We start from the raw sequence: 23657 nt of genomic DNA on the forward strand, positions 1-23657 counted from the left end.
TGAACAGGGGAGAATTATGGATATAGGGGCTTTGCTCACAACTGCAGGCAATTTAATGCTAACCGGTATGGTGGGGGTGTTTGTATTTCTTTCTTTATTGATTGGTGCAGTGACAGTTATGTCTAAGCTGGCTAGCAAATTTTCTCAGCCAGAACTTGAAGTATCACAGAGAACACCATCTTTTAAATCTCAAGGTGTGCCAAATGAGCACATCGCTGCAATTAGTGCTGCCATTGCTCAGTACAAAACAAATAATAATTAGAGGAGCATACCAATGGCTAAATTAAAAATAACAGAGCTCGTACTTCGAGACGCACATCAGTCGCTTTTAGCTACCCGCATGCGATTAGACGACATGTTACCTATTGCAAAAAAAATTGATGACGCAGGTTATTGGTCTATAGAGTCTTGGGGTGGGGCTACCTTTGACTCATGTATTCGTTATTTAGGCGAAGATCCTTGGGAACGTATTCGTGCGCTTAAAAAGGCGATGCCAAATACACCCCAGCAAATGTTACTTCGCGGTCAAAACTTATTGGGGTATCGCCATTATGCTGATGACGTTGTTGAAAAGTTTGTTGAGCGCGCACACAAAAATGGCGTAGACGTATTTCGTATTTTTGATGCCATGAATGATGTACGTAACTTAGAAACTGCCATAAAAGCGGCGGTTAAAGTAGGTGCGCATGCCCAAGGTACGATTTCTTACACGGTAAGCCCAGTACACACATTGGATATGTGGCTAACACTTGCTAAGCAGCTTGAAGAATTAGGTTGTCATTCAATTTGTATTAAAGATATGGCGGGATTGCTTAAGCCTTACGATGCAGAAAAACTGATTAAAGGCTTAAAAGAAACGGTTTCAATTCCTATTGCCATGCAATGTCATGCAACAACGGGTTTAAGTACCGCAACGTATCAAAAAGCGATTGATGCCGGTATTGATATGCTCGATACGGCTGTATCGTCTATGAGTATGACTTATGGTCATTCAGCAACTGAAACAATTGCTGCAATCGTGGAAGGTACTGAGCGTGATACTGGGCTTGATTTAAACCACCTTGAAGAAATTGCAGCTTACTTTAGAGACGTACGTAAAAAGTACGCTGCGTTTGAAGGCAGTTTAAAAGGTGTTGATGGCCGAATTTTATTAGCCCAAGTGCCAGGTGGTATGTTAACTAACATGGAAAATCAGCTTAAAGAGCAAGGCGCTGCTGATAAACTAAACGAAGTATTACTTGAAATTCCACGGGTGCGTGAGGATTTGGGCTTTATTCCACTCGTTACACCGACCTCGCAAATTGTTGGTACTCAGGCAGTACTTAATGTGCTTACTGGCGAGCGCTATAAAACCATCACCAAAGAAACCGCGGGCGTATTAAAAGGTGAGTATGGTTCAACACCTGCTCCTATGAATAAAGAGTTACAAGAGCGTGTACTTGATGGCAGCGAAGCAATTACCTGTCGCCCTGCAGATGTGATCAAACCTGAACTTGAAACGCTTGAGGCTGAATTAAGTAAACTTGCGCAAGAGCAAGGCTTAACGCTTGCTGATGAGCAAATTGATGATGTGCTCACGTATGCCTTATTCCCACAAATTGGTTTGAAGTTTATTAAAAACCGCAATAACCCTGACGCATTTGAACCTGTTCCTAGCGCTGATGATAGCTCCAATAAAGCACCTGAAAAATCAGCGGCAAACAATAAAGGCGTTAAGGCTGAGCAATACAGCGTTAAAGTAGATGGCAAAGTATACGATGTCGTGGTTGCTAAAGGCGGTGAGCTTAAAGAGGTGACGCTAAAAGACTCTGAGCATATTCCACAGTCGGCATCAGTTGCTTCAGGTGAAACTCTTAATGCGCCACTTGCCGGTAATATCTTTAAAATTAAAGTAAAGCCAGGTCAGGTAGTAAATGAAGGTGATGTGGTGATTATTATGGAAGCCATGAAAATGGAAACCGAAGTACGCGCCATGCATACCGGTAAAATTGCAGACGTGCTTGTCTCTGAAGGTGATTCAGTGTCAACCGGCGATGCAATGATTGCATTAGCTTAAGGAGTAAATAGAGGATGGATGGTATTTTAAACCTCTGGCATGCCACAGGCATTGCTAACTTTACATTTCCTGGGCTGATCATGATTGCCGTTGGTTGTTTGTTATTATTTTTAGCTATAGTTAAAAACTTTGAGCCGCTACTATTACTGCCCATTGGTTTTGGGGCTATTTTAACTAATATTCCTGTGGCGGGCTTATCTGACCCTGGTGGCTTACTTTATTATGTTTACTATGTAGGTATTGATACCGGAATTTTTCCGTTATTAATATTTATGGGAGTGGGCGCGCTCACTGACTTTAGTGCCTTAATTGCAAATCCGCGTATGTTGTTATTAGGTGCTGCGGCGCAGTTTGGTATTTTTGCTACCTTATTTGGGGCTATTTTACTTAACTTTATTCCAGGGTTTGAGTTTAGTTTACAAGATGCGTCAGCAATTGCCATTATTGGTGGCGCTGATGGGCCAACCGCTATCTTTTTAGCGTCAAAGCTGGCACCTGATTTATTAGGTGCTATAGCAGTGGCTGCGTACTCGTACATGGCGTTGGTTCCTATTATTCAGCCGCCTATCATGCGTGCGTTTACAACGCCTGAAGAACGTAAAATTCAAATGCCAGAACTGCGTAAAGTATCAAAAAAGGAAAAAATTATTTTTCCGCTGATGGTACTCACTTTAACTGCGCTCTTTTTACCAGCCGCCATTCCACTGGTTGGTATGTTTTGTTTAGGTAACTTAATGCGTGAGTCGGGTGTGGTCGATAGGCTAAGTAACAGTGCTCAAAACGAAATTATTAATATAACCACCATATTTCTAGGACTAGCGGTAGGCTCTAAGCTTGCTGCCGAGCAGTTCTTAACAGTGGAAACCATTGGTATTTTAGTGCTGGGCGCAATGGCGTTTGCTATTGGTACGGCCTCAGGTGTATTTATGGCAAAAGGCTTAAATAAAATATCAAAAACCCCAATTAATCCATTAATTGGTGCAGCGGGTGTATCGGCTGTTCCTATGGCGGCTCGTGTAGTTAATAAAGTCGGTCTTGAAAATAACCCGCACAACTTTTTACTGATGCATGCCATGGGGCCTAATGTAGCTGGCGTACTGGGAAGTGCTGTTGCTGCAGGTATTTTATTAGCACTTGTTGGCTAGTAATATTTAATCCAACCATTAGCGCAGTTTACTGCGCTTTTTTTTGCCTAAAATTTAATGTTTTAGATTAAGCGGTTTCTTGTATAGGGTTTTTTGTTTAAAGTAATCACTCTTCATTTTTTAAAAGGGCTGTCAAATGTTACACACTCCGCTGGCAAAATATTTACCCAAGGTTAGTAAGCTTGTATTTGGTTGTATGGGTTTAGGAGGTGCTTGGAATAAAGACGCCATCAACAGTGGGCACTTAAAGCAAGCTCATTCATGCATAGACGCAGCATTTGAAAGCGGGATTAACTTTTTTGATCACGCTGATATTTATACCTTAGGTAAAGCTGAGCACGTTTTTGGTAAAGCGTTGGCTGAGCGTCCTGAGCTCAGAGAACAAATGTATATTCAGTCTAAGTGCGGTATTCGCTTTGCTGATGAGAAAAACCCGCAGCGTTATGATTTTTCTGCTGATTGGATTGAGCATTCTGTTGAGGGCTCACTTAAACGATTAAATACCGACTACTTAGATGTGCTTATGTTGCATCGCCCCGATCCATTAATGGAGGTGGAGGAAGTTGCGCAAATATTTAGCTGTTTAAAAGAAAGTGGCAAAGTGCGTCATTTTGCAGTTTCTAATATGTCTCAACATCAAATAAGGTTTTTGCAGCGCGCTTTAGATATGCCAATTGTGGCAAATCAAATAGAGGCCAGTTTACAAAAACATCAGTGGGTTGATGAGGGCATTTATGTGGGTAATGCCGATGGCAAAGATATTAACTTTACCCCAGGGTGTGTTGAGTATTGTCGTGAGCATGACATTCAAATTCAGAGTTGGGGCAGTTTGTGCCAAGGTTTATACTCAGGCGGTGACCTATCAAAAGCGTCACAAGCGGATGTAAACACGAGTATTTTAGTTAGTAAGCTTGCCGTTTTATATGGCACAAGTGCAGAAGCTATTGTATTGGCATGGCTACTTCGCCATCCTGCATCGATTCAGCCAATTATAGGCACAACTAATGTAGATCGTATTAAGGCATCGAGTGATGCAATTAATATTAACTTAAGTCGAGAGCATTGGTATGAGTTATATATTAGCGCGAAAGGCTGCGCTTTGCCGTAAGTTAATACCCGTTTCAATATTATTTAAACGAATTGGTATAATACAAAGGTGTTGATATGAATATATTTGTCATTTTAATTAGCTTAGTGATTGCTTTGGTGATCATTATTCCTTTGCTAGAAAAGTACCAAAGTAAAATGGGGCTAGAGGGTGCTACCAAATACAGCAAGTATATTTGGCCATTAGTCATGATATCTTTGGTTGTGCAGCTAATTTATGTACTTGTAAATTAAGATTGAAACTTAAATATCACACACAAAAAAGCCTTTGCGGGTAACCCCAACAAAGGCTTTTTTATTTAATCAGTGAAGTGGTTATCTAAGTGCTAGTTGTAGCTCACGATTACGCTCTAGTTGTGCGATAAAGTTATCAGCAATAGGCTTAAATTTAGCAAGCTCTGAACGAGGTAATGGTTCAGACTTAGGTAGTTTTACGGTTTTAGGATTACGGTGAACGCCGTTAACCAAAAACTCATAATGTAAATGCGCACCGGTTACACGACCAGTTGAGCCAACAGTACCTATTTTTTCTCCCTGTTTTACCTTTTGCCCTGTTCTGACTAGGCGCTTGTTAAGGTGTAAGTACTTAGTAACATATTGAGTACCATGGCTAATAAATACGTAATTACCATTATATTTGCTATAGCCTGCTTTAATTACTTTACCATTACCCGATGATACAACTGGCGTGCCTGTGCGTGCAGCGTAATCAATGCCGCGATGTGCTTTCACTTGTCCTGTAACAGGGTGTAGGCGGCGAGGGTTAAAGCTTGAACTAATATATTTGAAATTAACAGGCGCACGCAAAAAGGCTTTTTTCATACTACGGCCTTCAGGGGTGTAAAAGTTACCGTCTGTGTGACGAATAGCGGTGTAACGCTCACCTTGGTTTATAAATTCAGCGGCTATAATTTTACCGGTGCCAATAAACTCACCGTCAACAAAATGAGACTCATAAATTAAGCCAAATTCATCACCCTTGCGAATGTCGTTAGCAAAATCGACGTCCCAACCAAATATATCGGCAAAGTTCATGATTTGGCGTTCACTTAAACCTGCTGCAATTGCAGAGGTCCAAAAGCTACTTGAAATTTCCCCACCGGCTGTTTTGCTCAGTGTTTCTATTTCTTTGCTGTCAATTGAGGTGTCGTATTGGCCTTCGTCATTAAGTGTGACGAATAGCGTATCCGTTTTAGAAATAACGTAGCGTAATTGAGCTAATGAACCGTCTTCGGCGGTAGCAAAGCTTAACGTTTCACCTGGGTGAATTTTAGTTAGCTTACGTGTTTCAGCGTTGGTGTTTACAAGTTTATGCAGCGTTTGCGCAGAAAAACCGGCACGCTTAAAAATAATCGCTAAGTTGTCACCATTTTTAACTTGGTGATCGACAAAATCATATTCTGGAAGTTTTTGTGCTGCCTGCTCTGAATTTAGGTCAGTGAGTTTTTCGTTCTCACCAACTTTAATTTGTAATTCATAGCGCTTACCAATTTCTAGTGTGTTTTCACTATTGTCTTTGGATGCAGTGGCTTTTTCAGAAGGAAGAAAGGCTAAGGCAACAATAGCAGAAACCAAACCTAGAATAAGCATTTTGTGTTTTTTGGGGAGCGTGTTAACCACGTGAACCATAACGTGCCTTTTTCTGCTGTCAAGATAATAAATAGGTTATATTGCAGGATATAACGAATAATCTGTGAATACTAGTATTTTGTAGATTTAAACTCGAGTTAAATTAGGCTAAAATCATAGGGTATTCAGGCTGTTTGTGTTTAAAGTTGAACTGTTACACTATTTTATATTCTTGGATACTTTGCTTTTTCATCATAATGTTAAATTAGCTTATAAAACGGTTTAATTACGAGAAGTGATTAATTTGTAAACTGTTTTTAGTTTGTGATAAACACTTTTGGCGTATTATTAATCGCTCGTTTATATCCCCTTTTAGAACGTACACCCTGCATTTTAGTTGGTGCTGCGATTAGTTAAAAAAGTTGTTCTAATTAGGTGGAAATTTGTTATGTTAGCTAAATAGTTTTATTTGCTTTGTGATAACGCGCTAGCAATAAACCGTGAGCATATTACACCCCTTCGTTGTCAGAATTTTTTGGAGTAACACACAGTGGATTTACAAACCGCTCTAGCAGAGATAAAACGCGGTGCAGAAGAGATATTAATTGAAGATGAGTTGGTTGAAAAATTAAAGTCGGGGAAAAAGCTAAAAATTAAAGCTGGTTTTGATCCTACGGCTCCAGATTTACACCTAGGTCACACTGTACTCATTAATAAAATGAAAACCTTTCAAGATTTAGGTCATGAGGTTATTTTTTTAATTGGTGATTTTACCGGTATGATTGGTGATCCAACGGGCAAAAATGTGACCCGTAAACCACTTACACGTGATGACGTGCTTGCCAACGCCGAAACCTATAAAGAGCAGGTGTTCAAAATTTTAGACCCGGCTAAAACAACCGTCGCTTTTAACTCTACATGGATGGAGAAATTAGGCGCTGCGGGGATGATAAAATTAGCCGCGCGTCAAACTGTGGCGCGTATGCTTGAGCGTGATGATTTTAAAAAGCGCTATGCTGGCGGTCAATCGATTGCGATTCATGAGTTTTTGTATCCACTGGTGCAAGGCTGGGATTCAGTCGCATTAGAGTCAGATGTTGAGCTAGGCGGCACCGATCAGCGTTTTAACCTATTAATGGGTCGTGAGCTGCAAAAAGATGAAGGTCAAAAACCACAAACAGTATTAATGATGCCTTTACTTGAGGGAACTGACGGCGTTCAGAAAATGTCGAAGTCACTCGGTAATTATATTGGTATTACTGATACGCCTTCAGATATGTTCGGTAAAATCATGTCAATTAGTGACGTACTCATGTGGCGTTACTACGATTTGCTAAGTAGCCTTTCTATTGAGCAAATTGCAGCGCAAAAACAGCGTGTAGAGCAGGGCACTAACCCGCGCGATATTAAAATTGAATTAGCTAAAGAGCTAATTGCGCGTTTTCACAGTGAAGCTGATGCGCAAGCTGCTCATGATGACTTCATCCAGCGTTTTCAGAAAAAAGCCTTGCCAGATGAAATCCCTGAGCTGACAGTTAATATTGATGAAGAGTCAATTTTAATCGCTAACTTACTTAAAGAAGCGGGCTTAGTGGCGAGTACCTCAGAGGCCATGCGGATGATCAAACAAGGTGCTGTAAAGCTTAACGGCGAAGACAAAATTACAGATACCAAATTGGAAATTGTAAAAGGCACAACGGCTATTTACCAAGTAGGTAAACGCAAATTTGCAAATATCACCGTAGCTTAAAACTGCGGACATTATAAAAACCAGCTACGGCTGGTTTTTTTATGCGAACTTAAAAACGAGAACAGCCTTAATAATTTCAACGCTAATAATAATCAGAAGCCAAAAAAAGCGAGTTTGGTTAAGTGTATTGAGTAGTTGTGGTATGTCATCGGCGTTGGGAAGACGCTCTACACCGACACGCATTTTATTAAAGCGCTGTGTATTATAAATAGCAGGCCCACCAAGTTGTACCCCCAAAGATGCAGAGCACACACTAAGTAACCAGCCTGTATTGGTTTGATAGAAGTGTCGGCCATAATGCTTAATATAATGCATGCTTTTTTTACTGGCCTTTAGTGAGGCAATTGTCAGCGCGAGTAAACGTATGGGAATGTACTCAACAATAAAAAGAACCAGTTTAAGCGGCATTAAAAAAGAGCTGTTTGGGGCTATATCACTTCGCCACGCTTGTTGAATTAAAGTGATTAAACGATAGGCGAGAGCGGCGACGGGGCCCAATACTAAAGATATGAAAATTACCACAAAGTAATGGCGCGCCGTTCTAAGTATGACACTTTCCATAATGGCTTTAATGATCCCGGGGCTTGAAAGTGCATTAACTTCACGGGCTACTAGTGGCTTTAATAATTCGCGTGCTGTCGATTTTTGATTTTTTTTGACTAGCCTAGCTATGCGTATCGCTTTTTTATTCAGGCTACTGTTTTCTAGGCATAAATATAAAATAAGACCTGATAACAGCTCGGGGTAAAAGGCAAACTGAAGCAGTAAAACTACAATAATAAGCACAGTACTAAGTATAAGCGTACTTGCCATTGAGGCTGCTAAATAATGATATTGCTTGGTGTCTGTTTTTTTATAAATACGCTGGCTTATAGCGCTAAAAATAGCAGAGAGTATGTGGTTAGGGTGATACCAACTTACTAAAGGTAAAAAGCGCTCAGCAAGGAGCGCACAAATAAATACAATAAAGTCCAAATGATTTTGAACAATATTATTGAGCATTTACAGCGTAACCGCCGTTAATTTCTCAAGTAAAGCTACGACCATTTTTGATGAATTTATAGAGGCTGTTTCTAAGTATTCTTCAAATGATTGCGGCGACTCTTTGCCTGCAATATCAGACATTGAGCGAATAACAACAAATGGTGTATTAAGTGCAAAACACGTTTGCGCAATTGATGCACCTTCCATCTCTACTGCTAGCATTGTAGGGAAGTCACTGCGTGCTTTTTCAATACGAACAGGGTCGCACATAAACGAGTCGCCAGTGCAAATTAAACCAACAAGGGTTTTTACTTCACTAATTTGTGCAATTGTTTGCTCGGCTGCTTCTACAAGTTTAGGGTGAGCAGTAAAACCTGCTGGCATTTGTGGGACTTGGCCAATTTCGTAACCAAACGCTGTTACATCAACATCGTGATGACGTACTTCAGATGAAATTACTACATCGCCAACGTTTAGTGATGGGTCGAATCCACCGGCAGAGCCAGTGTTAATAATACAATCTGGATTGAAGTTATCGATAAGTAATGTGGTTGCGATTGTCGAAGCGACTTTACCAATACCTGATTGCACTAAAGTGACGGTATTGCCTGCAAGCTCGCCTGTGTAAAAAGTAAAACCAGCCTTGGTTAAAACTTGTGGATTTTGCATCGCCTCGCGCAAAATTTTAACTTCTGGCTCCATTGCGCCAATAATACCAACATTCATAGTGTTAAATTCCTGAGTTTGAATACGGTGATTATACTGCAAAAAATAACGTGGGGTAAAACAAACAAAAATGCGAGCTTAAAAAGCCCGCACTTTATAAACTTATTGATTATATTTCAGCAAGGGCTGTTGATTGTGCCTTTGCTTGAGAAGGAGACAATACCGCAGGTTTATGAACTCTAGCACGCGTAGGTCGTGAAGGTTTAGATGCCGCTGGCTTACCTAATTTAAACATAATTGCATCGCGTACTTCGCTTGGGCGGTAGCCTGCCTTCACTTTCATACGAATATGTGGAATACCTGCGGCTTCCAATGCGCCATTAACAAACCAGTCGCGCTGTGCTTTGTGGCCATCTTTATTGGCGTTATTAACTAAGTCAACCGCAGCCACTATGGTCATTTTTTCTTTATCTACTAAAACAAAGTCGAGCTGCTTATTTTTTGCTTTAGCCATTGCCGCACGTTTAGATTTAACAGACAGGCCTTGTTTACAGTCAATCACATCGATTAGTTTAACGCGACTAACAATTTTATATTGATCGCCAACAGCGCGCTCTAATAAATTCAGAAACGCCCCTTCTACTTGGGTAAATACACTTTGCTTACGAGTAAAAGGATAAGGGTTTCCGCCGTCATCATTAAATTTTGACGCAACGACAGATGCCCCAACAACTAGCACTAATATTAATAATAAAGCGAATTCCATACGGTAACTCCATAACAACAAATTGACACTGCTTTTCTAAAGCAATTTATGTGCCCAAATAGTTGTTATGGTTGTTTTATTAACGAATGGGGATGAGCACTATTATGCTTTATAGCCGCCTTCAATACCTTTTACGGCAATCGCAACTGCATCATGAGCATGTAAAGACTCATAATGGTTAATTTGCAGGAAGTAATCGGTAAACTCTTTTGACTCTAACGTCGTTTTAATTTTTCGTGCTGCGTCTTCACAAAACATTAAATTTTGACCGTTTAAGCGAGCAAACTCTTGTTCGTCTTCACGTTTTACCGCAGCTTGTACTGGTGTTTTTAGCTCATCTTCTAGTAAGTTTATTAAGTTAACCACATCAAACTGTTCAATGTTATTTGCTAATTTAACTTTAACATTAGCAATTGAACGCTGTGAATGCGGGGTTGCTACAATCCCTTGAGTTGTTCCAAGCCACTCTAAAACTTCTGATTGAGTGAGTGTTTCTTGAGAAAACTTTTCGCTGAATGCGTTTTGAATTAATTGGCGAGCCAGTGCTGCAGAACAGGGGCAAGTTGATGAATAAGTCACATCAACGCTGAGCTCAAAACTAATAACGCCTTGATTTATAGTGCTGGTAAGTACAATGGGATAGCTTTTCCAACCTGCTTTACCACTAAGTAATGACTTACGGCGTAGCGGCAATTCAAATTTAAATTCAATGTGTGCTTTATCACTTAAGCCTTCATGACTGGTGATAAAGGTATCTAAGGCTTGTGCTAAGGTTTGTGGATTGACCTGTTGCTCAGTTGAGAGGTGATCCAACGCTAAAAATAGTCGCGACATATGAATGCCTTTAGCATCTTCTTTGTGTAAATTAACAAAGGCGCGTGCTTTTGCATTAACGGTAACTGGAGCTAAATCAAGAGATTCAAAAATAAAAGGCAGCTCTATATCGCCCATACCTACCCAGTCTAATTTACCTGTTCGTAATGCGGCAGCCGTGTTAGCAATATCTGGCATAGTTTTTTGCATGATACGTTACTCGTTATTTGCAATATTTAAAACGCCGCATTTTACACTAAATAAAGATTTGCTGAAATGCAGCAAATAACACCAAACATGAAATTTTATTGTTTTTGTCGCACAACATGAAAATAGCTGATAGAAAATGCTAAAATTAGCCTTTAACCTTGAAAGGTCAACAGACCCTAAGCATTTAGCTAAGAGAAAAACTGATATATGACTGATTCTTCTTTGAACCCGTGGGTTCGAGTTCTTTCCAGTTCAATAACTCGTTTTGGTGAGTTTAAAACTGCAGCTATTTGCTATGCATTATTACTGACAATATCGCTGGTTTTATCAAGTATGTTTTATTACGTTGCCATAGGCGAAGTAAACTTGGTTGATATACTGGCCGTAGTATTTTTTACCTCGGTTGTTTCTCCTTTAGTTATCAGCATATTATTAAACTCTATTCGGCAACTTGATGCCTCTTATGCTTATTTAGATAGTGCCACAAAACAAGAGAAGCTTTTAAATCAAACCCTCAAAGACAATATTAACCGCTTAAATATTGAAATTGACGAACGTAAAATGGCTTTTCATGCCAAACATCGAGCAATAGAAGAGCTCAGGCGTGAAATTGCAGAGCGTAAAAAAACACAACAAGAACTCGCACAGCAAGGCATGTTACTGCGCTCAATAGTAGACTCCTCGCCGGATTTATTTTATTACCGCGATAACAACGGGGTGTTTGCCGGTTGTAATAAAATGTTTGAAGAGGTAATGGGCAAAACCAGTGGCGAACTTATTGGTAAAGCCGCAGAAGAAATATTCCCAAGCCACTTTTTATCAGAAGTACTCAGAACCGATGAGCAGGTTGAGCGTACGCATCAAGGTTTAACTATAGATGTGGAGTACTCAGTAAACGGTGAAATTAGGTGGTTTGAATTGCGTAAACTTCCCTTTATTAATGAACAAGGGGATTACATTGGTTTACTTGCGTTTGGCCGTGATATTACCAGTCGTAAAGAAGCTGCGCAGGCACTGGAAACAGCTTATAAAGATAAAGGGAAATTTATTGCCACATTAAGCCATGAGTTACGCACACCGCTTAATGGTATTGTGGGCTTAACGCGCATGCTATTGGATACCGAATTAAACAAACAGCAACGCAGTTGGTGTAATACCGTGTTTTCAAGCGCCGAAACGCTAGGTAACATATTTAACGATATTATAGATTTAGATAAAATTGACCGTGAGCAGTTAGATATTGCCGCCAACGAAATTAATGTTTCGGACTTTATCAACGATGTAGTTAACTTTGCAGGCCTTATTGCTGAGCAAAAAGAGCTTTCGTTTGAAGTGAAGCGTTCTGGCATGCTTGACATATATGCTTTGCTTGACCCGACTCGTTTACGCCAAGTGGTGTGGAACTTAATTAATAACGCCGTTAAGTTTACTCAACAAGGGAGCGTAATCTTAGATTGTGCCAGAGAAAACCGTGAAGATGGCCCTTGGCTTATTATTAAAATACTCGATACCGGTGAAGGTATTCCACAAGAGCAACTAACACGCATTTTTGACATGTACTATAAAGCGCCAGATCTTAAAGGCACCAATGCCATTGGTTCAGGTATTGGCTTAGCTGTCACCAAAGCGTTAGTAAGCGCAATGAAAGGCACAATAACTGTTAATAGTACCCCAGGAGAGGGCAGCTGCTTTACGGTACAAATTCCGCTGAATTTATGTAGTGCTCCTACCGAACATAGTTATGTTGGGCGTAGCTTATATATTTTATTAGTGGAGGATGTGCCACTTAATGCTGAAATTGCTACTAACTTACTAGAGCAACGTGGACACGAAGTGCTGTGGGCTGAAACGGGTGAAGATGCTTTATCGTTTGTCGAAACTGAAGATGACTTAGATTTAGTATTACTTGATATGCAGTTGCCTGATATTAATGGTGACGAAGTGGCAAGACAAATTCGTGCTCAAAGTCATTTTGATCAGCTACCAATAGTGGCATTAACGGCCAATGTACGCAGTGCTGAAGAAGAGCTTGAGGGTATATCTATTCAAGGCGCACTAGCTAAACCAATAAACACAAGCAAGTTAGATAATATGCTCGCTGAACTCTTTGGCATTAAGCAAGCGCAAACCGAGGCTCCTCAACGAGTGGTCAATCAAGCGTTATTAAATCAAATTAATACTGACTTGTTGGATGTTGAAACCATTGAAGACTTTGTAAATTCGATGGGCGTTGAAGTATTTAAACGCAGTAGCCAGTTGTTCGCAAAGCTAAATCCGCAGTACCAACAAGAGCTATTAGCTTCGTTAAACGCTGCTGATAGAGAAGAGTACAAATCGGTTGCGCACAAATTAAAAGGTGCCGCTGGTTCGGTGGGTCTTAATGATGTTCAGTTGCATGCAAAGCAAATGGAGCATGGGGCGCTGGAGCAAAGTGATGAAGTGTTAGCTGTGTGGCTTGAGGAGTTAACAGATAAAATAAATGAAGGACAACAGGCCCTTCATTTATTTTTACAGCAATTAGAGTAATAACTAATTAGCTGTCGATTTTACCAATGAAACGGTAACCTTCACCATGGATGGTGCTGATTAACTCAGATGTTGAGTTGTCGCTTTCAAAGTGTTTGCGGATACGACGAATTGTTACGTCAACCGTACGGTCGTTAGCGCGAAGCTCTCGGCCAGTCATGTGTTTAATTAGTTGCTCACGGCTAAATATACGACCCGGAGAGTCAAGCATTAAACGCAGTGCTCTGTATTCGCCTTTAGGTAGACGTTTCGCGTCTCCGTTTGGAGAAGTAAGGCAACGACTGTTTTCGTCAAGTTCCCAACCGTTAAAGGTGATCACGCCATTTGTTTCAATAGCAGACTCTTCACCACCTAATGCAGTACGCGTAATTAAGTTACGAGCACGAATAGTTAATTCACGCGGGTTGAAAGGCTTAGTAATATAGTCATCAGCACCAATTTCAAGACCTAAAATACGGTCTACATCGTTGTCACGGCCTGTTAAGAAAATAAGACCAACTTTGCGTTTTTGGCGTAATTCGCGAGCTAAAATAAGCCCGTTTTTACCTGGCAGGTTGATGTCCATAACTACAAGATTGACGTCATCGTTATTTGTAAGCTTATCATGCATATCATCGCCATCAATGGCTTCAATAACTTTGTAACCTTCGGCTTCAAATAAACTAACGAGGTTTAGTCTAGTTACGTCTTCATCCTCTACGATCAGAATGACTGGCGTTTGCATTTTTAATTAACCTTTTTGGAGTGTGTTTTATTTTAAAATCGGTGTGATCATCAAAACCGACTACTAGAATTATAGGATTATATCTAAATGTTAACAAGTAAAAACAAATTAGATAAAAACAGCTGCGCGCCCAAACCTACTTTGACGTATTATTAAAAACCGCGGCTTAATTGATACTTAACGTTGGATGTATAATTTGAATTATAAAGTCGAAGCCATTTCCCTTTAATAATTGATACATCCATCAACCACCTAAAGATACTTAAAATAATCAGACTAATTCAAAACGAAATTATATCACTTTACAATTTTTCATCAATGTATGTGATATGTTAAACACAATTAAGTTCATTAATTGTGTGAAAATACAGCATTAATGGTACAACTGTTCAATGAGTGCTCTCTTAGTATGGTCATAAAGTCGTAATTCAAGAGCAGACAACGGATTTATTTCACTTTTTAAAATAGCGTAATAATAAATCGTGCTCCTGATTGATACTCAGTATCTAACACAATCTCTCCAGCCAAAGCCTGGGTCACTAAGTTGTAAACTAAATGCATGCCTAAACCACTGGCCCCTTGACCACGTTTTGAAGTAACAAAGGGGTCAAAAATTTTCGCTCTTATGTTGCTCTCTACACCTAGGCCGTTATCGGTGTAGGTAATTTGTGTTTTTGTGTTTGTTGCCACAATATCAATTTGCACTACATTGTCACCGCCAGCTACAAATCCGTGTAGTAGGGAGTTTAAAATTAGTTGATGGAAAACTTGCTGCAGTGGCCCTTTTTTACTTTCAACGGTTAAATCTGCTGGACAATTTATAAGAACTTTAGGATTTTTTATTCTTAATTCTTGCCCCATAGACAATAATGTATCGTTTATGAGCTGCTGTAAGTGAACGGTGCTAGTGATTTCATCATCTTTGATCACGGCCACTTTTTTAAAGTTAGAAATAAGCTCTGCGACACGGTTTAAACTACTGTAGATGAGGTCTAAGTTTTCAATGCCATCGTTAGTAAATTGCTCAAATTGACTAGCAGTCAATGACTTATTTTGAAAGTTAATTTGTAGCTCCGCGAGTTTATCCCTTAGTAAAGTAGAACCGGTGATCCCAAGCCCTATAGGGGTATTTACCTCATGAGCTACACCTGCCACCATTTGCCCTAATGAAGCCATTTTTTTGTTTTCGACAATTTGAGTTTGGTATTGGTGCATCTTTTCAAGTGTAGATAGCAACTCTTTATTTGCTTCTCTGAGCGCGATGGTTCGTTGGCTTACTTTTTCTTCAAGATTTGAGTTTAGTAGCTTAATTTCTTTTTTATCTTCTTCGTGGCGCTCTATTTGTCTTTGTGTTCGCGCCAGCATTACATTTAAGCTGTTAGAAAGCCGGGTTATTTCAGTTAAGTTTGTTAAAGGCGCCCGGGCGTAGTAGTTATGATTTTTAGCTATGTTTTGCAGTAACAAGCTTAAGTTTTCTATTGGGCTGGCTATCCTTTTTTGTAGTCTTAAAATAATCAAAGAGATGAAGATAAGTATTAAAGCGATAATGGCAATATCAATTATAATTTTTTTAGTGATAAGCTCATTTAAGTTATCCAAGCTGCCCCTAATATACACATAACCCAGTAACTGATCATTATTGAGTATTGGAGTAATGTACTCAATAAACTCATCACCTACTTGGGGTTCTATAAAGTCGTTAATACTGTCTGTTTTGATTGGAACAGGTGGCGATTTTCGGGCATTAAAACTGGTAAAAAATACTGGTTTATTTGTTTGCTCATCTAGCGCATAAATATGTAAGTTTGTAACCGATGATACTTGTTGAAGAAGCTTTAACCGCCTTTCTTCTGCAGGTCTATTTTTATTTAGTAATGACGGCATTGCATCAAAGGCAATGATCTCTGACACCAGCACAAGTTTACTAATGAGCTGCTTTTTTTGCTCTTGTGTACTTAAGTAAGTAGAAATAGAAAGAGATAATAGCAAACAGATGGCTGTTATAAGCATGATGGTTTTAAACAATATGCTACGAATGCTATTTTGCTCTACAGTTTTAGGCATTGCGAGAGGGTCATCCGTGTCAATTGTGAGTGTAATAAATACTAGTTTAGCAAAAACAGGAAAAAGTGAAGCAAAAAGATTAGCTTAATTACACTATTTATTCTTAGTTAATCTACGTAATAAAGTAAATATGCGGCTAATATACCGCATATTTATGTTTTGATAGGGGATTAATAATAAGTTTTAGCTACTGTATACAGCAAACTTATTATTCTTAAACACCGTTTGATAACTATCAAATTGGGCTTCTAAAATAGGTGGATATTTTAAAAAGCTATTAGCAACAATAGTGAGCTTACCTGTTTTAGTTAGGTGCTGTTTGGCATTATTTAAAAACGATTCGGCCACTGTGTAGTCGGTCGCAATACCGGTATGAAATGGTGGGTTACTAATAATTAAATCAAACTTACCTGCAATGCTGTTTAAACCATCGCTCAGTACGGCTTCACCATTAACGTAAGTTTAAGCGTTTGTGTTGTTGCATAGGCAGCCAGTGCGCTTACATCACTACATGTAAATGTAAGAGCCGGATTTTTTAGCCCTAAAAACGTAGCAATAACCCCCGCGCCACAACCAAAATCAAGAACGTTACCGTGTTTTATATTTGGTGCATTTTCTAATAGCATTTTAGTGCCTGCATCAAGGCCGCCATGGTTAAACACGCCAGGAATACTTACAGCAGTAAACTCAATATCACTTACGTTTACCACAAACTCTTTGTGGTAAGTACTAATATCAAATGTTGAATTCAGGGTTATTTCTGAAAATGAATATAAAACGCAGTGTTTTGCAGAGTCAATTTTATTACTAAACGCCGTTTTATTGGCGAGTTGCTTTTCAATTGATTTTACACCGCTTTTGTTTTCGCCAACGACTAGCAGCTCAGCTTCTTTACTTATCACTGCGCGTATGTTGTCTAATGCCATTAATAGCTCGGGCTTAGACTTGGGGTAATAAAGAATTACTAAATCATATTCACCGGCGTTAATCGTGTGATTAACTTCGACATTTATACCCGATATGTTTTTAGCAAATTCACCATTTGCATGGTTATAGCTAAAAGCCGTTATTTTACTTTGTGGGTTGAGCGTTTTTAGCTCATTTAAAAAGCCATCTTGAACAAAGTTGACCACCAATATTGATTTACCTTTTAGCTCCTCGCTGTTGCGAAGTAATAATAGGCTCGGATTGGTTAATACGCTCATAAATGGCTTTACCTTACTTGATTATTTAATTAACGGTTATTTAGTACGTTCGAACATTAAATCCCATACGCCATGGCCTAAACGATGGCCACGTTGTTCAAACTTAGTCAGCGGACGTAAATCAGGACGAGGTACATAGTCGTTAGTCTCTGATTGGTTTTTGTAACCAGGTGCTGCTTGCATTACTTCAAGCATATGCTCTGCATAGTTTTCCCAATCGGTTGCCATATGAAAAACGCCGCCAATTTTTAATCTAGAACGTAGTTTTTCTGCAAACTCAGTTTGTACAATACGGCGCTTATGGTGACGCTTTTTGTGCCATGGATCAGGGAAGAACAATTGTAAGGTCGATAAGCTTTCATCACTTATACAATCTGCAAGGACTTCAACGGCGTCGTGTTCAAATACACGAAGATTAGTAACGCCTGCTTCGTCGGCATCCATTAAGCACGCGCCAACGCCTGGGCGATGTACTTCTATACCGATAAAGTTAAGATGTGGTGCATTTTTTGCCATTTCAACCAATGACTTGCCCATACCAAAGCCAATTTCTAACACTACATCATTGTCATTGCCAAATACTGCGTTTAAATCAAGTAGGCCGTTTTTATGCTCAAGCCCCATTGTTGGCCAGCATTTTTCGATTGCAGCGGCTTGGCCTTTGGTTAATCGGCCTTCGCGTTTTACAAAACTACGAATAGTGCGGATATACTTACCTTCTTGCTTAGCTTGCTCAAGGTTGTTGTTACTTGATTCACTCATATTATTGGCCTGACAAAACAATGTGTTTAAAAATGGTTGCGTATTATCCCTGACCCGCGCAAGCTTGACAAGCTCTAGGGCGTTATAGCTTGATCTTTTCAACAACTACAATAGACTGAGCCGCCATTAAGCATTAGTAAAAAAGTAAATATGTTGGATTTAAAAAAGCAGCAGTCTGATTGGTTTTCTAACCAAGTAGTTGATTGGTATCATCTCCATGGGCGCAAAACATTGCCATGGCAATTAGCTAAAACACCTTATAAAGTATGGGTGTCTGAGGTGATGTTGCAGCAAACCCAAGTTGTGACTGTTATTCCCTATTTCGAAAAGTTTATGCAAAGCTTTCCCGATATTATTGCTTTAGCAAATGCTGATGAAGATCAGGTTCTGCATCACTGGACTGGTCTAGGTTACTATGCACGCGCGCGAAACTTGCATAAAACGGCCAAAATAGTGCGAGACAAATATCAAGGCCAGTTTCCCAGCACGATTGAAGAGGTAATGGATTTACCCGGAATAGGACGCTCCACTGCCGGTGCTGTTTTATCTTTATCTTTGGGGCAGCATCATCCTATTCTTGATGGTAATGTAAAAAGGGTGCTTGCACGATTTTTCATGGTTGAAGGTTGGTATGGCATCAAAAAGGTAGAAAATCAGCTGTGGCATTTAAGTGAACAACTCACCCCTAAAAATAATGTGACTGAGTTTAATCAAGCTATGATGGATTTAGGGGCAAGCCTTTGTTCACGAAGTCGTTTTGACTGTGAAGCATGCCCGTTAAAAACACAATGTGGTGCTTTTAATGCGGGTAAGGTTAAAGAGTTCCCACATTCTAAACCTAAAAAAGCAGTGCCTAAAAAAAGTTGTCATCAGTTAATTATTAAACATAACGACAAAGTACTCATGGAAAAACGCCCAAGTAGTGGCATTTGGGGGGGATTATTTGGATTTTTTGAATTTAATGAGCACAGTGAGCTCGATACTTTTTTAGCACAGCAAGGGCTAAAAAGTGAGCTTGAGATATTAGCGCCTTTTAGCCATGTGTTCTCACATTTTGAGCTAACCATAAACCCACATGTGCTCAATGTTCAGCAAATCCCTGATGTGGTGAACGACAAGCAATTAATATGGTATCCACTTGATCAATCAATAGAGGTGGGTTTAGCTGCACCGACTAAAAAGTTGGTTAAACAAATGAGCCCAATAGGTTAAACTAGCAGCATTTAGCGTTAGAGAGAATAAATCATGGCACGTACTGTATTTTGTCAAAAGTTACAAAAAGAAGCTGAAGGCCTTGGATTTCAACTTTATCCTGGGGAAATTGGCGAAAAGATTTTTAATAATATATCTAAAGAAGCATGGGGACAGTGGCAGCATAAACAAACGATGCTGATCAATGAAAAGCATTTAAATATGATGGACCCAGAACATCGTACCTTTTTAGAAGAGCAAATGGTTGGCTTTTTATTTGAAGGAAAAGAGGTTGAGATTGAAGGCTATAAGCCAGTAGAAAAATAATCGTTAAAAAAGGGCTATAAAAGCCCTTTTTTGTTGTGCATACCTATGAACAGTTTAGTTAAATCAAGTCATCTTGTTGATCGTGGTTTCTAATTTGTTCTTTTAAAAATTGTGCTGCTCTTGAATATTCAATTTCGAGCTCATCTCTCATCTCAATTAACTCATCGGCATTGACTTCATCAGCCTTACACTTATCCTCAAATGACTGCGCTAAATCAGCCACAATATTAGCCCCCACTGTTTTTGATATAGATTTCAATTGATGGCAGGCAGCTATAATTTCACTTTGACTCTTCTGTAGTACCGCAAAGTTGATTGATTTAATTTGTTCTTGGCTTTGCTCTAAATACATTTTAAAGAAGCGAATTTTTTTAGCATCATCGCCATTTATATATTTGTTGGCAGACTCCATGTTAATAGGCATGGCTGGCTTTTCAGCTGAGCTAATTTGTTTTGGCTGTTTATTATCTAAATCGCTCCATTGATTTAATATGTCCTCAAGCGCATTTAACTCAATCGGTTTAGTTATAAAGTCATTAATTCCCACAGCTAAACAGCGTTCTCTTTCGCCTTTTAAGGCATTGGCTGTTACAGCAATAATATAAGGTTGGGCGTCGATTGCTTCTAACAGTGCTGCTTCTTCTCTAATCTTTTCAACCATATCGTAGCCAGACATTTTCGGCATATGTAAATCGGTTAGGATGAGCGAATAGCTGTTTTTACGCCACATCTCTATGCCTTCCTCACCATTATTCGCTACTTCCACACTATACCCTAGTATGTGTAACTGCTCGGTAAGTACCTCTTGGTTTAGTAAGTTATCTTCTACCAATAAAACAAGCCTATTCGCAGCGAGTGCTTCTTCTGAATTTAAGTAATGATTCATGCTTTTAGCTTTTTTTATTTGCTTAGGTTTATGTAAGCCCGCCGCAACCAAAATTGAAAGCATAAAGTTAGATTTGCACAGTGGTGAAGCATTAATATAAAAAATATTTTTATGATTAATAACGGCTTCATCTAGCTTACTTAATACCACCATTTGCTGATTATTATCTTCTAGTGAGTAAAGTAAACTTCTTAGCAAAGTGCTAATGCTACTCATGTCGTCAATACCATCAACAACCCAAATAATATCCTTTGTGTCTTGATGATCTTCTATATCTTTTTGCTCATGGGCATAGGTTATTTTGGCACCCATGAATGACAAGTAACGATAAATTACCTTGCCGCGTTCAGCATTGTCACTAACAACAACAACATGTTTATTATTGAGTGTATTTTTATGAGCAAATTCAGTTTTACCTGCCGTTGAAAAAGGCAGTTCAACGGTAAACTCACTACCAATCCCCTCATGGCTTGTAACATGTATAGTACCAAGCATTAGCTCGGTTAAGCTTTTACAAATTGAAAGCCCAAGTCCTGTACCGCCAAATTCTCGGGTAATTGAGCTTTCAGCTTGAGTAAACGGGCTGAATATTTTCCTTAATTGAGACTGACTCATTCCTTTACCGTTATCAACTACACAAAAACGGAGTGTAAAATGATCGGCAGTGTTGTGTGCAACTTCAACCGATATTTTCACCCTACCTTGAGTAGAGCCGTTAGTGCTGGTAAATTTAATGGCATTGCTACATAAGTTATAAAGTACTTGGCGAACCCTGACTGAGTCGCCCATAAGGTTATTAGGAATATCCGGTGCAATTGATAAATCGAGTTCTAGGTGACGGTTTTTTGCAACAGACGATAACACCTTTGCGACTTCTTCTAGCGTATCTGCAACAGAGAAGGGAGTCGGGTCTATATTGAGCTTTCCTGCTTCAATTTTAGAAAAATCCAAAATATCATCTAAGATACTGAGTAACGAAAATGCAGATTCACGAATAATTGTACTTAAACGTTGCTGTGCACCATCAAGTTCTGTTTGACGAAGTAAATCAATGGTACCGATTACACCATTCATTGGTGTTCTTATTTCATGACTCATAGTGGCTAAAAAGGTGGTTTTAGTTTCACTGGCTTTTAGCGCTTTTTGCGTTTGTTTCTCTAACTCAAAGGTTCTGCTTTGTACTTCTGTTTCAAGGCTTGTTTGTAATTTTTTTAACTCTTTTTTTGCCGCTTGATCGTCAGCTTGAACCTTACTCACCTTTTTGAGTAATAAATTAACTTGTTGAGCTACCGTTTCTAAACCACCCTCTAGTTGCTCATTTAGGGTGCTTTGATAGTTATCATTTTGCGTAATTTCTTTTAGTTCTTGAGTAAGTGAATCTGTATTTTTATGTAATCGCTTGTTAATGTATTTATTCAACATGAATGCTAATAAAAACAGCACCACCAGTGCAGCAAAGGCTACAACATAGGCATTTAGTGGTGAGTGTTGATTTGATGGTGTAACTGAGGGCTGTGTTTGCTTAATAATAAGCTCTCCAATTATCTGCCCCTCTGATGAGATTAAATGATGAAGAGTATTTTGTTCTTTAATATGTTTATTAACAGCTAAAGGCGCAATTGCTTTACTGTTATTGCTATAAACTAACTCGGCTTGATTATTGGCATTAAAACGGTGGAGCGTATATTTATAATCATCATTGAGTAAGGTGGTCATATCGAGTAATTGCGTGACCTTGTCTTGCTCGTATATTGTTAATGCTTCTGCTAAAGGCTGATCAAGACGCTCAGCAAGTTTTGTTAACGATAAAGTAGAGGTTGGAGCAGATGCATTGTTATCAGCATTACTTTGTGAATAAAGCACAAAGGCGACTACAAATAATGCGGTTATTATAAGGTTACTAACTAAGAATAAAGGTAGTAGGCCTTTTATTGCTGAAGAGGGCTTGCTCTGCATGAGTTTTCCTGTGGTCTTATTATTAAAACGGTAAGCCTGTACCGAAAGTTATTATTCAATCGTAACACCTAAAAAAAATAATTCACTACGTTTTTTAAACTCTTTTGTTGGATAAATACACTGTATTAACGAAAATAGCCTCGAGTTGTTTGAAAACCGTTCAAACGATTATAAAGAATAAAAAAAAAGTTGACTTGTAGGGGCAAAACTCGTTTAATACGCCGCACGCCCAGATAGCCAGTCAGTAGAGCTAGCTGGGAATTGCATTAAAAATCCGTTAAGATTTTTAATTAGCACTGTTTAAGTGCCTCGATAGCTCAGTTGGTAGAGCAGAGGATTGAAAATCCTCGTGTCCCTGGTTCGATTCCGGGTCGAGGCACCATTATTAAAGTAATAGTGTTTAAAATCATAAGATTAAACGTTATTACACGTGCCTTAGCACACAGTTTAGTGTGCCGACTTAGCTCAGCTGGTAGAGCAACTGACTTGTAATCAGTAGGTCAACCGTTCGACTCGGTTAGTCGGCACCATTTATTTAAATAGTTAATTTAACTATTTGCACTGTTTAAGTGCCTCGATAGCTCAGTTGGTAGAGCAGAGGATTGAAAATCCTCGTGTCCCTGGTTCGATTCCGGGTCGAGGCACCATTTATACAAAGCCTCGCATATGCGGGGCTTTTTTGTTTCTAAGTTTTTTCTATCCTGCTCTATTTTTCCAGCACGTCATAAACAGTAAGTCCCTCTGTCCTTTTCGTACCTCTTTGAGAACTTTATTCAGCTTTTTTGGCTAAAAATTAGGTTGTTTATTAATTTGTGATCAATATGTTAATACTTGGCGTATCTACGGCACTTATAATTTCATCGCAAAGTATGTAATGTTATGTAAAGTCAATTGAGCAACGTTTGCTAAAGTGCTTGAATAACATTCATAAATAGCATTAATCAGGTTTA

At 39.2% G+C, this 23657-nt stretch carries 18 protein-coding genes, 3 tRNA genes and 1 pseudogene; 12 read left to right on the plus strand and 10 right to left on the minus strand.

The window, feature by feature from the left end; all coding sequences use genetic code 11:
• Positions 1 to 16 precede the first annotated feature (16 nt).
• The 5 genes from PSM_RS02885 (at position 17) to PSM_RS18565 (ending at position 4542) form a co-directional block, all read left to right on the plus strand.
• The gene (locus PSM_RS02885; protein ID WP_013464128.1) at positions 17 to 262 is read left to right on the plus strand and encodes an OadG family protein; all 246 of its coding nucleotides are present in this window, start codon (positions 17 to 19) and stop codon (positions 260 to 262) included.
• A gap of 12 nt (positions 263 to 274) precedes the next feature.
• On the plus strand, positions 275 to 2056 hold the full coding sequence (gene oadA / locus PSM_RS02890) for a sodium-extruding oxaloacetate decarboxylase subunit alpha (protein WP_013464129.1): 1782 nt from the start codon (positions 275 to 277) through the stop codon (positions 2054 to 2056).
• 14 nt (positions 2057 to 2070) lie between these two features.
• Positions 2071 to 3201: a sodium ion-translocating decarboxylase subunit beta gene (locus PSM_RS02895; protein ID WP_013464130.1), complete on the plus strand. Its 1131-nt coding sequence runs from the start codon at positions 2071 to 2073 to the stop codon at positions 3199 to 3201.
• Between the two features lie 136 nt (positions 3202 to 3337).
• Positions 3338 to 4309: an aldo/keto reductase gene (locus PSM_RS02900; RefSeq protein ID WP_013464131.1), complete on the plus strand. Its 972-nt coding sequence runs from the start codon at positions 3338 to 3340 to the stop codon at positions 4307 to 4309.
• A 56-nt stretch (positions 4310 to 4365) separates the two neighbouring features.
• A complete protein-coding gene (locus PSM_RS18565) occupies positions 4366 to 4542 on the plus strand; it encodes a hypothetical protein (RefSeq protein WP_013464132.1) in 177 nt (58 codons plus the stop codon).
• Between the two features lie 81 nt (positions 4543 to 4623).
• On the opposite strand, the gene PSM_RS02905 is transcribed toward PSM_RS18565, so the two are convergent.
• The gene (locus PSM_RS02905) at positions 4624 to 5937 is read right to left on the minus strand and encodes a peptidoglycan DD-metalloendopeptidase family protein (protein WP_013464133.1); all 1314 of its coding nucleotides are present in this window, start codon (positions 5935 to 5937) and stop codon (positions 4624 to 4626) included.
• Between the two features lie 490 nt (positions 5938 to 6427).
• On the opposite strand from PSM_RS02905, the gene tyrS reads away from it, so the two are divergent.
• A complete protein-coding gene (gene tyrS / locus PSM_RS02910) occupies positions 6428 to 7627 on the plus strand; it encodes a tyrosine--tRNA ligase (RefSeq protein ID WP_013464134.1) in 1200 nt (399 codons plus the stop codon).
• A 39-nt stretch (positions 7628 to 7666) separates the two neighbouring features.
• Here tyrS and PSM_RS02915 read toward each other — a convergent pair whose 3' ends face one another.
• The 4 genes from PSM_RS02915 to folE2 all read right to left on the minus strand — a co-directional run bounded on the left by PSM_RS02915 (position 7667) and on the right by folE2 (position 11066).
• A complete protein-coding gene (locus PSM_RS02915) occupies positions 7667 to 8629 on the minus strand; it encodes a cobalamin biosynthesis protein CobD/CbiB (protein ID WP_013464135.1) in 963 nt (320 codons plus the stop codon).
• Entirely contained in the window at positions 8630 to 9337 is a 708-nt protein-coding gene (mtnN, locus tag PSM_RS02920; RefSeq protein WP_013464136.1) for a 5'-methylthioadenosine/S-adenosylhomocysteine nucleosidase, read from the minus strand.
• Between the two features lie 109 nt (positions 9338 to 9446).
• Entirely contained in the window at positions 9447 to 10043 is a 597-nt protein-coding gene (locus PSM_RS02925) for a DUF2726 domain-containing protein (protein WP_013464137.1), read from the minus strand.
• A gap of 102 nt (positions 10044 to 10145) precedes the next feature.
• Positions 10146 to 11066 (minus strand): GTP cyclohydrolase FolE2, encoded by a 921-nt coding sequence (gene folE2 / locus PSM_RS02930; RefSeq protein WP_013464138.1) that lies wholly within the window; start codon positions 11064 to 11066, stop codon positions 10146 to 10148.
• A gap of 207 nt (positions 11067 to 11273) precedes the next feature.
• On the opposite strand from folE2, the gene arcB reads away from it, so the two are divergent.
• On the plus strand, positions 11274 to 13592 hold the full coding sequence (arcB, locus tag PSM_RS02935; RefSeq protein WP_013464139.1) for an aerobic respiration two-component sensor histidine kinase ArcB: 2319 nt from the start codon (positions 11274 to 11276) through the stop codon (positions 13590 to 13592).
• A gap of 7 nt (positions 13593 to 13599) precedes the next feature.
• Here arcB and arcA read toward each other — a convergent pair whose 3' ends face one another.
• The 4 genes and pseudogenes from arcA to trmB form a co-directional block, all read right to left on the minus strand.
• Positions 13600 to 14316 (minus strand): two-component system response regulator ArcA, encoded by a 717-nt coding sequence (gene arcA, locus PSM_RS02940; protein WP_008110444.1) that lies wholly within the window; start codon positions 14314 to 14316, stop codon positions 13600 to 13602.
• A 459-nt stretch (positions 14317 to 14775) separates the two neighbouring features.
• On the minus strand, positions 14776 to 16380 hold the full coding sequence (locus PSM_RS02945) for an ATP-binding protein (RefSeq protein WP_013464140.1): 1605 nt from the start codon (positions 16378 to 16380) through the stop codon (positions 14776 to 14778).
• 183 nt (positions 16381 to 16563) lie between these two features.
• Positions 16564 to 17585 (minus strand): annotated as a pseudogene (locus PSM_RS02950) (methyltransferase).
• 36 nt (positions 17586 to 17621) lie between these two features.
• Positions 17622 to 18347 (minus strand): tRNA (guanosine(46)-N7)-methyltransferase TrmB, encoded by a 726-nt coding sequence (trmB, locus tag PSM_RS02955; RefSeq protein WP_013464141.1) that lies wholly within the window; start codon positions 18345 to 18347, stop codon positions 17622 to 17624.
• Between the two features lie 150 nt (positions 18348 to 18497).
• Here trmB and mutY point away from each other — a divergent pair, with 150 nt between their 5' ends.
• The gene (mutY, locus tag PSM_RS02960; RefSeq protein ID WP_041695635.1) at positions 18498 to 19559 is read left to right on the plus strand and encodes an A/G-specific adenine glycosylase; all 1062 of its coding nucleotides are present in this window, start codon (positions 18498 to 18500) and stop codon (positions 19557 to 19559) included.
• Positions 19560 to 19592: 33 nt separating this feature from the next.
• Positions 19593 to 19865, plus strand: coding sequence for an oxidative damage protection protein (locus PSM_RS02965; protein WP_013464143.1), 273 nt, complete (start codon positions 19593 to 19595; stop codon positions 19863 to 19865).
• 58 nt (positions 19866 to 19923) lie between these two features.
• Here PSM_RS02965 and PSM_RS02970 read toward each other — a convergent pair whose 3' ends face one another.
• Positions 19924 to 22707: an ATP-binding protein gene (locus PSM_RS02970; RefSeq protein ID WP_013464144.1), complete on the minus strand. Its 2784-nt coding sequence runs from the start codon at positions 22705 to 22707 to the stop codon at positions 19924 to 19926.
• A 306-nt stretch (positions 22708 to 23013) separates the two neighbouring features.
• Here PSM_RS02970 and PSM_RS02975 point away from each other — a divergent pair.
• The 3 genes from PSM_RS02975 (at position 23014) to PSM_RS02985 (ending at position 23354) form a co-directional block, all read left to right on the plus strand.
• Positions 23014 to 23089: transfer RNA gene (locus PSM_RS02975), tRNA-Phe, on the plus strand.
• Positions 23090 to 23161: 72 nt separating this feature from the next.
• Positions 23162 to 23237: transfer RNA gene (locus PSM_RS02980), tRNA-Thr, on the plus strand.
• A 41-nt stretch (positions 23238 to 23278) separates the two neighbouring features.
• Positions 23279 to 23354 (plus strand) — tRNA-Phe (locus tag PSM_RS02985).
• Positions 23355 to 23657: the final 303 nt, after the last annotated feature.

This window comes from Pseudoalteromonas sp. SM9913 (assembly GCF_000184065.1).
In the GTDB taxonomy this organism is placed as follows: domain Bacteria; phylum Pseudomonadota; class Gammaproteobacteria; order Enterobacterales; family Alteromonadaceae; genus Pseudoalteromonas; species Pseudoalteromonas tetraodonis.

Coding starts and splice junctions, on each gene's coding strand:
- arcA (WP_008110444.1), bottom strand. CDS start 14,316: ATGCAAACGCCAGTCATTCTGATCGTAGAGGATGAAGACGTAACTAGA.
- mtnN (WP_013464136.1), bottom strand. CDS start 9,337: ATGAATGTTGGTATTATTGGCGCAATGGAGCCAGAAGTTAAAATTTTG.
- PSM_RS02925 (WP_013464137.1), bottom strand. CDS start 10,043: ATGGAATTCGCTTTATTATTAATATTAGTGCTAGTTGTTGGGGCATCT.
- arcB (WP_013464139.1), top strand. CDS start 11,274: ATGACTGATTCTTCTTTGAACCCGTGGGTTCGAGTTCTTTCCAGTTCA.
- PSM_RS02965 (WP_013464143.1), top strand. CDS start 19,593: ATGGCACGTACTGTATTTTGTCAAAAGTTACAAAAAGAAGCTGAAGGC.
- PSM_RS02885 (WP_013464128.1), top strand. CDS start 17: ATGGATATAGGGGCTTTGCTCACAACTGCAGGCAATTTAATGCTAACC.
- oadA (WP_013464129.1), top strand. CDS start 275: ATGGCTAAATTAAAAATAACAGAGCTCGTACTTCGAGACGCACATCAG.
- trmB (WP_013464141.1), bottom strand. CDS start 18,347: ATGAGTGAATCAAGTAACAACAACCTTGAGCAAGCTAAGCAAGAAGGT.
- PSM_RS02970 (WP_013464144.1), bottom strand. CDS start 22,707: ATGCAGAGCAAGCCCTCTTCAGCAATAAAAGGCCTACTACCTTTATTC.
- PSM_RS02945 (WP_013464140.1), bottom strand. CDS start 16,380: ATGCCTAAAACTGTAGAGCAAAATAGCATTCGTAGCATATTGTTTAAA.
- PSM_RS02905 (WP_013464133.1), bottom strand. CDS start 5,937: ATGGTTCACGTGGTTAACACGCTCCCCAAAAAACACAAAATGCTTATT.
- PSM_RS02900 (WP_013464131.1), top strand. CDS start 3,338: ATGTTACACACTCCGCTGGCAAAATATTTACCCAAGGTTAGTAAGCTT.
- PSM_RS02915 (WP_013464135.1), bottom strand. CDS start 8,629: ATGCTCAATAATATTGTTCAAAATCATTTGGACTTTATTGTATTTATT.
- mutY (WP_041695635.1), top strand. CDS start 18,498: ATGTTGGATTTAAAAAAGCAGCAGTCTGATTGGTTTTCTAACCAAGTA.
- PSM_RS18565 (WP_013464132.1), top strand. CDS start 4,366: ATGAATATATTTGTCATTTTAATTAGCTTAGTGATTGCTTTGGTGATC.
- PSM_RS02895 (WP_013464130.1), top strand. CDS start 2,071: ATGGATGGTATTTTAAACCTCTGGCATGCCACAGGCATTGCTAACTTT.
- folE2 (WP_013464138.1), bottom strand. CDS start 11,066: ATGCAAAAAACTATGCCAGATATTGCTAACACGGCTGCCGCATTACGA.